Origin of the sequence: Spirochaeta cellobiosiphila DSM 17781 (genome assembly GCF_000426705.1) — a bacterium.
GTDB classification, from domain to species: domain Bacteria; phylum Spirochaetota; class Spirochaetia; order DSM-17781; family DSM-17781; genus Spirochaeta_E; species Spirochaeta_E cellobiosiphila.
Window position 1 is genome coordinate 241,803 of sequence record NZ_KE384556.1, and the last position, 11,536, is coordinate 253,338.

Consider the following 11,536-nt stretch of genomic DNA (forward strand, 5'->3'; position numbering starts at 1 on the left):
CAATAATGGCTGAAATAAAATCTGCGTGGGAACTAGCTTTGGAAAAGACAAAGGATATTGTTGTTGATAAAGAAGCACTCAAACAGAAAGATATAAAGACATTGGGAAGGAAAGCAGCTTTTGCTTATCTGGAAGGAACAGAAGCAACAGATATTAAGAAACAAATGTCTGAAGCTTCCAATAAGGAATATTTTCTGGAAGGTTTGGCAGAAACCTTTCTATCTTATCTAAAATATCCACGAGCAGAAGATGGTTATGAGGAAACCCTAGATAAATTAAGAACAGGCTTAAAAGAACTGACTGAAAGCAAGGAAGTGGACTATATATTTGAACAACTCAAAGGGTTATTTAAACAATTCATTGATGATCACCTCAACCTAAAGGATCAAATCAAACAGCAATTGGGTCCTCAACTTAGCCAGAAATCAAGAGCTATTGCCGCTCAAACAGGAATGTCCCCAGAAGCGGCTATGGAAGCGGATCCGGAATTTAGACGGATATTGGAACAGAATCTAAAATCAATGGATGCACAATATAATAATTATCTGGATCAGATAAAAACTCATATTAAAGGCTTGCTAGGCTTAGCAGAACCTGAAGATAATGCTTAAAACTTGAGAACTTAAAGCCACTGTATACAATTAAGATAAAGGATTGTAACAGTGGCCAAAATAATCAAGCTGAATAATTCCACAAAAGAAAATATCATAAATATCTGTCTTGACTGTATTGTTGAACAGAGAACTGGTATGACTTTGAATCTAAGGGATATAGCCAGAAGAGCTGGTTGTGCTCACACAAATCTATATAACTACTTTCAGGACCTGAATGACATGCGTTGGCAATGTCTTCTCCCTGCCTATAACAAATTAGTTAAACACTATCCAGAGGAAGATATCAAAACCACAGAAAGGGGCTTAGTCCTCTTTAGAAATTATATGGAAAGCTATATGGAGGCTATTTTATATCAGCCTGGATTATACCGTTTTGTATTCCTTGAGGAATTCGCCACCCCTATGCCAAAAGAAATTAAAATAGGATTAGAATATATCAATCAAAGATTGAAGGATATGGTTAGATTAGGTGCAGAAGAAAAGGTTTCTGAATACTACATCGACCGTCTTCAAGATTTGATTTTCATGTATTTCCAAGGTGAAATGAATCATCTCATTAGTAATAAGGATATTCGTCCCCAATCGATAGAACAAAAAAAGGAAGAAATCATCCAGAATTGCCTCTTATTGTATGATGCTTTCAAAAGATTATAATAATTACCAATGGTAATAACCATCGGTAATTTTATCATTTTGATAACTCCCACTCTCTATAGAAAGAGCTGGGTATCTCTGTAAAAAAGTCTGTTGAGAGTTTTAAACTGTTTAAACTGATTCTTTCATTTTTACCATGAAGCCTTTCTGAATAGGCATTTAAGGTCAATTCTTCATCAAATAAGCTGAATCCATAGACACAAGTTCCTTTATTTCGCCAATATCTACCATCAGTAACACCTCCTATAAGCATGTCCAGTATTTGATGCTTTGGGAAATGACCACTGGTAACCTGGGTAATAGCTTTCTTTAAAGGAGTATCTTTCTTACTAAGGTTGGGAGGAAAATATTCAAAAACTTCAATATCTATATCATTTAGACAAGGCTCAAGGATTCTTCGTAATTCTGCTAGAGCAGAATCTTTGTTTTCTCCTGGTAAAATCCTTATGTCCAAATCTAATACTCCACGATCAGGCACAATATTAACCTTATCTCCGATGCGTATAACACCAGGACTAATGCTTAGATGTGAGGCAGAATGAAGGAATTTGGCCCAACCAGGATTATCCTCAAAGACTTGATCCAACCCTAGATCATGATCTTCAAAATTCAATAATCTAGCAGCTATGCTACTAGTCAGACTCTGGGCAACCATGTCTTTAAACAGATCATGGAGCTTAGGAGCAGTGTTCTGATCTGCCAGAAGTTGCAATACTTTGGCAATCTTGTAAGCAGCATTATCACTTTTATAGGGCATGGAACCATGACTGGCTGTCCCTTTCACAGATATACGAGTCCACATGACTCCCTTTTCCCCTCTTGCAAGAGTCAAAGCAGGACCATTGTCCGTTGCTAAATGAAAGCCACCAAGCTCACTAATTTGATAATCACATTGAACTTTGTCCCAATGATGTTTCGTGAGGAAATCAGCACCATATTGTCCACTAGCTTCTTCATCTGCAAGAGCCAGAAATATGAGATCGCCAGGAAAGGAAGTCTTCTGCTTCAGGGCCTTAACAAAACCTACAGCCATTGCGGCTGTGATATTAAGCATATCAACGGCTCCCCTCCCCCATAAGACATCATCTTGTATTATTCCTTCAAAGGGAGGAAGATCCCAATCCTCTTCTGTGGCGGGAACAACATCTAAATGACACTGAAACATGAGTGAGGGGGCTTTCTTATCATAACCGGGGACTCTTAATAGATAATTGGAACGAGATTCTTCTTTATGAAGGATCTCCCCTTCATAACCATAGGTATTGAAGAAACGTTCTAAGGTATGACAACTTATAATTTCATTGCCAGATTTCACATCCCCCGTATTTACACATTTATTACGAATCAATTCCTGTAATAAACTAACATCTTCTCTCATTGAAAATTCTCCCATAATCTACGCCATTCTTGAGGAATTAGATTCACTGGATGAATATAAGCCAAGCGACCAGAATGCTCAGAGACAACTGTTGTAGGTAATCCAATTAATCGAAACTGATCATCAGTAGCAGCTCCTCCTGAGTTACCAGAGCTTATCTCTCCATCAGTTTTAATGATTTGACCATAGTTAGTTTGTTCAAAGCCACTTACAAAACCTTGGGTATAAGTCAAAGAAACCCGGCTTCCTTGACCGCCAATACTGGGATAACCGAACAAATGTAATGTATTACCAAGCTCTAATTGGGAAGAATCTCCTATAGTAAAGTACGGGAACCGGTAATCACTAGGAAGAAGTTGTCCATAAAAATCACTTGTAATTCTTAATAGGGCAATATCCTTTTCTTCATCCCCATCAACAAAAACAGCTTGAAACTGTTCTACAGGTGGTAATGATAAATTCTGATTCAAACTGATATAAAATGTTTTATACGGTTCACCCCAAGGGGCTTTAATAACATGATAATTGGTAAGAATAAATCCCATAGGGCTGACCAGACAACCAGAACCACGACTATTATTGCTTGATATCTCTACGGTAGCTTCAGCGGCTCTATTGATATTAGTAACAGCACCCGTATCTAATACTGGCAAGTCTTCTGTTATGAATGAATAATCATTAGCTATTCTCAAAGCAAAAGGGAAATCCATGTTCAAGTTAAGCGGATCATAGACTGTAAGATAGTAAGACCCGGGAGTAAGAAAATCTTGATCCTTTATTTCTAAAAACTCATGGGCAAGTAAACTCTTCTGGGAATAAGCGGCATCCTTAGCATCAATAGCAGGATAATCTTTTTGAAAAAAGAAATCCAAATCAGCTACAGATCGCAATAGATCTATTCTTAGATAGGATTGTACCGAATCTAATTCAAGTTTATATACTTGGAAGTGTCCATTCTCCCGTAAGATAGAACTATTATAAACTTTGTTTAATTCTACTTCGCTATAATTATATTGGGAGTAGGATCTTAGGTTTAAAGTATAGGGAACTTGATCCCATAATTCACCATTTTTTTGGGGATATCCTGTATTATTTTGAGCTACATCTAAATAGTAATATCCTGTCTGCAATGGCGTATCACTTGTTCGACTCAGAAATATGGATTCATTGTATTCAATGCCAGCACTTCTCGCATCTGCATCATCGTAGTTCATCATATCTTCACCATATCTTAGGTAAAGGTCTAAATCAGCGACAGAATTGTTTAATTTTATTTGCAAGGCAAAGGTGGAATCAGTTACCTCAAATATATAGGTCACATAATCATTACCTTCTCCACCAATGCCTATTAATCCATCGGTTGTGGAATTGATATCGATCTCATCATAAGCATATAGACTAAATGTTAAATATAAGAAGCCAAGTATAAGGACTAGGAATTTTCTAAAACACATTGAACTGAGTCTAACACATCATATAAATAAGATCCAATCTGTTCCACATAAGAGATTCAGCATTTATTATTGGATAAAATAAAGTTTAACAACCAAGTTTTCTAATATATTGTAAAATATCTAATAGCAAATGATCAATTCAAGTGTTAGTCTTGACCTGATGGCTAAACAAGTGGATGATTTAGCACATATTTTTTAGAAAAAGGAACCACAATGGTTGATAAAAATACTGTTGGAATAATTGGAGCGGGAGCTTGGGGAACAGCAGTGGGAAAAGCTATAGCCCAAAAGGGAATATCTGTTCAATTATGGAGCTTCGAACAAGATGTGGCAGATTCCATAAATAATGAACATGAGAATAAAAGATATCTTCCAGGTACAAAACTTCCAGATACACTAACAGCCACTTCGGACCTTATCGAAGCAGCATCAAGAAAAGACTATATTATCTTGGCAACACCTTCTTTATTCCTTTTAGGAATAGCTAAACAAATTATTACAGTACCTAATATTATGGAAGGAAAGAGTACTATTGGTATTATCACAAAAGGTTTTCTTCCAGGAGAAGACAAACCAAAGCCAATTGTGGAAGTATTAGAAAACTATCTCCCTGGATTTTATAAAGGCAACCTTGTCTATATTTCTGGCCCTAGCCATGCAGAAGAAGTAGCTCAGGGTATGTTAACAGGTCTAATATCAGCCAGTATTAATCCTAAGAATTCAATAAGATTTCGGGAATTGCTCAATTCTGATTCCCTCAAAGTGTATAGTAGTTTAGATGTGGTAGGAGTTCAGACATCAGCGGCCTTGAAAAATGTTATCGCCATCGCCTTTGGAGCCATCGATGCCCTTAAGGAAGATTCCAAAATATTTGGAGATAATGCTGAAAGCTTGGTATTGGCAGCTGGATTAAATGAATTAATGCTATTGGGGAAGGCTATGGGAGCCACTCACCCAGAAACTTTTACTTCCATAGCTGGAGTGGGAGATTTGGATGTTACCTGTCGATCCGTCCATGGTCGTAACAGACGCTTTGGTAGAGATATAGTCCTAAAAGGAATCATTGATCCCTACGATAACATTGATGAGATACTGGATAACATTACAAAGTTACCCTATCTACCAGAAGGGGTTGCCGCCTGCAAGATGGCTTATCAACTGATGTTAGCATTTAACCTCAAATTAAATATTATAAACTTTGTCTATAAAGTGCTTAATAAAGAATACACGCCAAAAGATGCTTTAGAATCTATTTTGTTTAAATAGGAATACTCCCTCACTGAACATCACTTAGTGAGGGCTATTTACAATGTGGGATTAAAATACAAATCTTTACTTCAACTGATATTTATACCAAATGAGACATCTTCATTATTTTAGTCGAATGATTCATAAAGACCTAACTTTTGTAGGATGGGTATTTCTATCAACCTATTAATAATGAACATTGTTAAAGTATTACTCAGAAAGGCTTGTCAAAGAAAACTCTTTTTGTTATATTACACCTCGCAGTCAAATGGCGCCGTACCCAAGTGGTAAGGGAGAGGTCTGCAAAACCTTCATTCACCGGTTCGAATCCGGTCGGCGCCTTATACAGCCTCCTAATAGGGAGGCTTTTTTTATCCCATATAAAACTTACTTATCCTTTAACTCCCCCTGCTGTCATACCAGTCATAAAATTCTTTTGAAAAAAGATAAAGACAATAATTATAGGAATGGTAGCAAGGGCAGCACCAGAGATAAGAACATCATAATTGTTCCCATAGGGAGTTAATAAGGTATTCAACCCGATTGGAAGGGTAAACTTTTGAGATGACCTTAAGACAATCAAAGGCCACAGAAATTGGTTCCAACTATTTAATGCAATCAAAATACTCATAGCCCCGTATGCTGGAGCCATAATAGGAGCCATAATACGGACAAATATCATATAATCATTTAAACCATCAATTCGTGCGGCATCAATGTAATCTTTTGGCATACCGAGGACATACTGCCTAAAGAAAAATATTCCTAAAGGAAATACAGCAAAAGGAAGAATGACTCCTACATAGGTATCAATTATTTTTAAATTGATAGATAACTTGTATAAAGGTAGAATTAATATTTGAATAGGAATCATCATAACAAAAATGACCAAAACCATGATAACATTCCTTCCTTTAAAACGATAAACACCAAGTCCATATCCAACCATGGAAGATAGAAAAATACTGATCACAACTTGTAAAGCGGTGATGACAATGCTATTCAAGAACCAACTTCTATAGTTCTCACCAAGGGGACCAAATAAAGCTAAAATATAATCTAAACTTAGCTGGGTTGGAATTAAGGTTTTCAAGGATATTCCAAATCTCATCAGATCCTGACCAGGTCTCAAAGAAGCAAAAATTAAGGCAATGAGTGGAAAGACAAATACCATGGAAACGAATGTCACAACAAAAACCCTGAGATATTTTAGAAGAGTATTTTTAACTGTCATTACTGTTCTTCCTTAAAAAAACCAAATAAATTAAGCTGTACTATACTAATAATGAAAACTATAGTAATAAGAACAACTCCAATAGCAGAACCAACCCCCAAATTAGCTTGTTGAAAGCCCCGCTGATATAAATAGCCAACCATGGTAAGACCAACATTATTAGGAGACTCATTTCCGGCCCACAGAATATAACTTTCTTCAAACATAGAAAAACCGCCAAAGATACTAATAGTTATTACAAAGATTATTGTTGGTTTAATTAGTGGGAGGGTAATTTTCCAGAATTGTGTATTCCAATCAGCACCATCAATCGTGGCTGCTTCATATAACTCATGGGGAATACTATTTATGCCAGCCAAAAAGTAAACTATATTGACTCCTGTCCACTTCCAAGTCGCCAGGACAACAAGTAAGATCATGGCATAAGGTTGTCCCGCTAATAGCCAGTTTTTGCTCTCTCCTCCCAGTAATCGAAATAAACTATTAACAAGGGCTTGATCATTTGAAGCAAACAACAACCGAATCAAAGTACCAGCAACGACAACAGAAACAAGAGAAGGAACAAAGAGTAAGGCTCGATAAACAGTATTGCCTACAGTGGCTTTATGCAGAGCTACCGCCAGAATAATGGGCAAAGGTACTAAAATGGCAATCGTCCAAAAGGTGTACCAAAAGCTATTACTTAATGCAGTATAAAAACGTTCAGTTACCAATTCATTGTAGTTACTGAACCCAACAAAACTTACCTCACCGGGATAAATTTCTTGAAAACTCATTATCACACTAGAAATAAGTGGATAAAGAAAAAAAAGAAGAAAAGTAATAATGAAAGGAGAGACAAAAACATAGGGAACTATTTTTTGTTGAAATGTTTTAGCATTATTCATTGAAGACCTCAATTGAAAGCAGTCGGATGAAATAGTAAATAAATCATCCGACCGGTATTTATTTGACTTATCAAAAACTAACGAAGTTCCTTTGCCACATCACTTAAAGCTTCTTTAGGAGTTTTGCTTTGCTCTTCTAATACTTGAAATAAGGCATTCCTAACAAGAGTGATACCTTCAGGTAAATCTTCCACAACATTAATAGGATAAACCTCATCCTTAATATCAACTAGCATTTCAAAAATATTATCATTAAGGAAATACGCTGTGAATTTATTAGGCTCATTCATTTCAGGCTTTTCCCAAACATCCCATCTTGGAGGATCAAATCCAAGATCTTTCCACATGGCAATATTGCCTTCTTGAGATAGTTTGGCAAAGGCAAGAAATTGCTTGGCCACATCAGGATATTTACTTTGTGCTGTCACATTGGTAGAAGTACCTCCCATCCCGGCTGAACGATTTCCATCTTTTGTCCAACGAGGCAAGGGAGCTATGATAATCTTTTGATTCAGATCAGGCATATAATCTGTGAATCGTCCCATATACCACATAGGCATCATAACAGAAGCAGCCCCTGCATCATTCATAAAACCATAATATTCTTCAGAATGGTGAAATCCACCGGGAGCAGGTACGGCAACACCAGAATTTATCATATCTAACATGAATTGAAGAGTTTTTACATTTGTTGGATTATCGAGAGAAGGGGTGCCATCTGCATTAAACAAGTCAGATCCTTGTTGACTGATCATCTGCCAGAAAGACCACTGTTCTGTAACTTCAAAGGTGGTCATGGGCTTACCAGTAGCGGACAAGACCTTTCTTCCTGCGGCAAAATAGTCATCCCAAGTAACGATATCAGAGACTTTAACTCCTGCAGCATCTAATAATTCTTTATTGTAATACATGACACTGGCACCTACATGAAAAGGTAATCCATAGTACATGCCATCCTTGGCGTAATTATCATAACGAGCAATGACTAACTTGTCTTTTACAGGATCAATCATATCATTAAAAGGAAGAAGTTGAACCTTCCCTTTCAGATAATTAGGAAATCGGGAGATTTCAATATCAACCATATCTGGAGCCCCTACTCCTGATTGAAGAGCGACTAACAGCTTGTCATGCATCTCTCCATAAGGAAGTACTTGACCATCAATTTTTATCATTGGTTTATGGCCTTCGGCATTCCATCTATCAACCATCTTTGAAAAATACTGATAATGAATTTCTTGAAAAGTCCAAAAGCTTAAAGTCACTTCATCTGGACTCATTCCACTGTTATTTTCCTGATCACCATTAGCAAATGCCATAGTACTTACAAGTAAGAAAATTAAAAACAGCATAAAAGAAGTGTGATTTCTCATTTTTTCCTCCTAAATTTGCGCCGTATATGAATACAGTGTAAGCTTAGATCCACTTATTTATGCTGTCAACAAATTCATTGTTTCTGTACAATTATATTATTTATATTCTCACAATAACTGTTTATTTAACCTTCCATACAAGCATATTCCAACTAAGAGGAGACAAGTCAATGGATTCAACATCAACAGACTTCTGTTGTGGATATACATTTTTAGGTTGGTCTTTTGTATTAACAGCTTTAATATCATCATGGTGTAGTTCTACCCAATCATCTAGAACTAATTCACCAAACCCATGAAAGGATTGATTAAAACTTAATGCTTCTGAAGGACTCCTGTTTACTCCAAAAACAACTATTTTATTATTTTTTTCATCCCAAACAGCAACAACATCAAGATAGGGGACAGCTCCGTGCTTCTTATTTTCATAGGTTGGGGAATCAACATCTAATTGCAATACCACCCCTCTGCCATACTTTGATACATAATAAAAGGGCCAGTAAATGGTTTGACACCATGCACTACCACCATTTTCTGTCATTATTGGGGCTATTACATTTACCAATTGGGCAAGACAGGCAATTTTTACACGATCTGATTTACGCAATAAAGTATTCAATGCCAAACCAACAACTAATGCATCTTCATAAGTATAAATATCTTCCAATTGTTTAGGCCCTACTGTCCAGGGCTCAATGTCCTTATCCGCTTCTTTTGAATGAAACCAGACATTCCATTCATCAAAGGATAGATACATAGTTTTATTGGATCTCTTTTTACTCTTCACATAGTCGCAAGTAGCAATCACAGTATTAATAAAACTTTCCATTTCCAAATTGGAGGTCAGAAAATCATCTAAATCATTATCATAATTAGAAAAGTATTGATGTAAGGATATGTAATCTACATAATCATAAGTGTGTTCCAGAACAGTAGCTTCCCATTCAGGAAAAGTAACCATATCACTGCTGGAAGAACCACAGGCGATGAGTTCTAGTTCAGGATCGAATAATTTTAATGATTTCGCTGTTTCAGCAGCTATTCTGCCATACTCGTCAGCCGTCTTCTGCCCTACTTGCCAAGGGCCATCCATCTCATTACCTAAATTCCATAATCTAATATTATGAGGTTCAGGATATCCATGTTTTATTCTTAAATCACTCCAGTAAGATCCTGAAGGATGATTACAGTACTCTAATAAATTTCTTGCAGCGTCAATTCCTCTGGTACCCAAGTTTAATGCCATCATAGGCTCTGCTCCGGTCTTACGTATCCAGGAGGTAAATTCATTCAACCCAAATTCATTTGGTTCTACAGCTCGCCAAGCCAAATCAAGCCTTTTAGGGCGTTCTTCTTTAGGCCCAACAGAATCCTCCCAATAAAAAGAAGAGACAAAGTTCCCCCCTGGATATCTAATTACAGGAACATCCAGATCATTAACTAATTTTAACACATCCTGTCTGAAACCATTAGAATCCGCGTCTTTATGACCTGGCTCATATATACCACCATAGATAGCCCTTCCCAGATGCTCTAAGAATGACCCAAATATTCGTTTATCCACCTCTCCAATAGTGAATTGTTTTAAAGCTTTAATATGAACTTTCATCTATTCCCCCTTTATGGGGTAGATCTTACTGTGACCATCTTTAACCTGTCAAACAATATTATTGTTTATATTCAATATTAATGTATTACTTATTTTTCTAGAATTAGTCGTAAATGGATGTCGCGATCATAATTACCAAAGGATTTTCCAAAGATATTAACACCACCAACATGCTTAGCCTGATCCTTTACTTCAATACGTAGTTTAATGGAATGATGATCTTTGATATTCAAATCCTTCAAACAAACATTTGATATTTGTTTACCATCAATGAAGGAACCTGATTTAGCAACACTCCAGGTTTTGAGTAATCCGTATTGTGATCCTTCGAGCTTCCACCAATCGGGAGTAAACTTACCTCTCTTATCACCAAAATCACCTGGAGAGGTCCAACAGCCTATTTCTACGTTGTTAATACTCACATAAATATCTGAAGGCCAATTGGTGTTAGTCCCTGGAACTTCAGAAGAAAGCTCTAAAGTAAATTCAAGAGCTTCCAGTTCTCTACTTTCATATAAAGAATTATTAGGGAATTTATACTCAACATATCCTGATTGAAACCAAAGAAGACTGGCTTTTACCCTTTCCGCCTCATGAAAGGAAGCTGGCACATCTAGATATCCGATCATATTTTGAGCAGAGCACAAGCCACAGGGCGGACTAACATTGAAATCAGTGTATAAACCAATAGGCATTTCCATATCAATAGTATTCTGTGCTGTGTCTTCTGATTCTATTTCAAAGGTAATCAAGATTTCATCGTATAGAGCTTTACAGATTTTCTGGCTCCCTTTAGTAGCTTTTTGGGAATAGGTTTCTATGAGACCAGCTTCTTCCATATTCGCCACATTAAAAGCTGCTGTAGAAGCAGGTATATGAAGTGTATCAGCAATCTCACGTACATTCATGGATTGATTACGCAGCAGATCATATATTGCTAGTCTCACTTCTGAGGACAAAGCTATTAATGCTTTAGAATCTTGCTTTGGATTAATGACCAGCAAGCGTTGTTTACTCATGATTTACTCCCTCTCCTATACTAAGCATATTAACTGTAACAAAACAATATATCTATATCGATTACC

10 protein-coding genes and 1 tRNA gene are annotated in these 11,536 nt (G+C 36.6%); 4 read left to right on the forward strand and 7 right to left on the reverse strand.

The window, feature by feature from the left end; genetic code table 11:
- The first annotated feature begins 5 nt into the window (after positions 1–5).
- Together K345_RS0113770 and K345_RS22460 are read left to right on the forward strand one after the other, a co-directional pair.
- Positions 6–611 (forward strand): DUF6657 family protein, encoded by a 606-nt coding sequence (locus K345_RS0113770; RefSeq protein WP_028974661.1) that lies wholly within the window; start codon positions 6–8, stop codon positions 609–611.
- Between the two features lie 51 nt (positions 612–662).
- Entirely contained in the window at positions 663–1,268 is a 606-nt protein-coding gene (locus K345_RS22460) for a TetR/AcrR family transcriptional regulator (protein WP_053228316.1), read from the forward strand.
- Between the two features lie 34 nt (positions 1,269–1,302).
- Here the strand turns inward: K345_RS22460 and K345_RS0113780 are convergent, their stop codons facing one another.
- Complete coding sequence (locus tag K345_RS0113780) at positions 1,303–2,646, reverse strand: M20/M25/M40 family metallo-hydrolase (RefSeq protein WP_028974662.1); 1,344 nt, start codon at positions 2,644–2,646, stop codon at positions 1,303–1,305.
- Positions 2,643–4,100: a trypsin-like peptidase domain-containing protein gene (locus K345_RS0113785; RefSeq protein WP_028974663.1), complete on the reverse strand. Its 1,458-nt coding sequence runs from the start codon at positions 4,098–4,100 to the stop codon at positions 2,643–2,645. The genes K345_RS0113780 and K345_RS0113785 overlap by 4 nt, the downstream gene beginning before the upstream one ends.
- 213 nt (positions 4,101–4,313) lie before the next feature.
- Here K345_RS0113785 and K345_RS0113790 point away from each other — a divergent pair, with 213 nt between their 5' ends.
- Both K345_RS0113790 and K345_RS0113795 read left to right on the forward strand, forming a co-directional pair.
- Positions 4,314–5,366, forward strand: a complete 1,053-nt coding sequence (locus tag K345_RS0113790) for an NAD(P)H-dependent glycerol-3-phosphate dehydrogenase (RefSeq protein WP_028974664.1) — start codon at positions 4,314–4,316, stop codon at positions 5,364–5,366.
- 252 nt (positions 5,367–5,618) lie between these two features.
- Positions 5,619–5,690, forward strand: a tRNA-Cys gene (locus tag K345_RS0113795).
- A gap of 49 nt (positions 5,691–5,739) precedes the next feature.
- Here K345_RS0113795 and K345_RS0113800 read toward each other — a convergent pair.
- The 5 genes from K345_RS0113800 to K345_RS0113820 all read right to left on the reverse strand — a co-directional run bounded on the left by K345_RS0113800 (position 5,740) and on the right by K345_RS0113820 (position 11,470).
- Positions 5,740–6,582 (reverse strand): carbohydrate ABC transporter permease, encoded by an 843-nt coding sequence (locus K345_RS0113800; protein WP_028974665.1) that lies wholly within the window; start codon positions 6,580–6,582, stop codon positions 5,740–5,742.
- Entirely contained in the window at positions 6,582–7,358 is a 777-nt protein-coding gene (locus K345_RS0113805) for a carbohydrate ABC transporter permease (protein ID WP_245584629.1), read from the reverse strand. Before K345_RS0113805 ends, K345_RS0113800 begins: the two co-directional genes overlap by 1 nt.
- A gap of 188 nt (positions 7,359–7,546) precedes the next feature.
- A complete protein-coding gene (locus K345_RS0113810) occupies positions 7,547–8,842 on the reverse strand; it encodes an ABC transporter substrate-binding protein (protein WP_028974667.1) in 1,296 nt (431 codons plus the stop codon).
- Between the two features lie 121 nt (positions 8,843–8,963).
- Positions 8,964–10,451: an arabinosylfuranosidase ArfA gene (arfA, locus tag K345_RS0113815; RefSeq protein WP_028974668.1), complete on the reverse strand. Its 1,488-nt coding sequence runs from the start codon at positions 10,449–10,451 to the stop codon at positions 8,964–8,966.
- Positions 10,452–10,540: 89 nt separating this feature from the next.
- Positions 10,541–11,470, reverse strand: a complete 930-nt coding sequence (locus tag K345_RS0113820) for an ArsR/SmtB family transcription factor (RefSeq protein WP_028974669.1) — start codon at positions 11,468–11,470, stop codon at positions 10,541–10,543.
- Positions 11,471–11,536 lie beyond the last annotated feature (66 nt).

Bases quoted from the DNA above. Each gene is read 5' to 3' on its own strand.
- K345_RS0113770 (WP_028974661.1), top strand. From the start codon at position 6: ATGGCTGAAATAAAATCTGCGTGGGAACTAGCTTTGGAAAAGACAAAG.
- K345_RS0113780 (WP_028974662.1), bottom strand. From the start codon at position 2,646: ATGAGAGAAGATGTTAGTTTATTACAGGAATTGATTCGTAATAAATGT.
- K345_RS0113785 (WP_028974663.1), bottom strand. From the start codon at position 4,100: ATGTGTTTTAGAAAATTCCTAGTCCTTATACTTGGCTTCTTATATTTA.
- K345_RS0113790 (WP_028974664.1), top strand. From the start codon at position 4,314: ATGGTTGATAAAAATACTGTTGGAATAATTGGAGCGGGAGCTTGGGGA.
- K345_RS0113800 (WP_028974665.1), bottom strand. From the start codon at position 6,582: ATGACAGTTAAAAATACTCTTCTAAAATATCTCAGGGTTTTTGTTGTG.
- K345_RS0113805 (WP_245584629.1), bottom strand. From the start codon at position 7,358: ATGAGTTTTCAAGAAATTTATCCCGGTGAGGTAAGTTTTGTTGGGTTC.
- K345_RS0113810 (WP_028974667.1), bottom strand. From the start codon at position 8,842: ATGAGAAATCACACTTCTTTTATGCTGTTTTTAATTTTCTTACTTGTA.
- arfA (WP_028974668.1), bottom strand. From the start codon at position 10,451: ATGAAAGTTCATATTAAAGCTTTAAAACAATTCACTATTGGAGAGGTG.
- K345_RS0113820 (WP_028974669.1), bottom strand. From the start codon at position 11,470: ATGAGTAAACAACGCTTGCTGGTCATTAATCCAAAGCAAGATTCTAAA.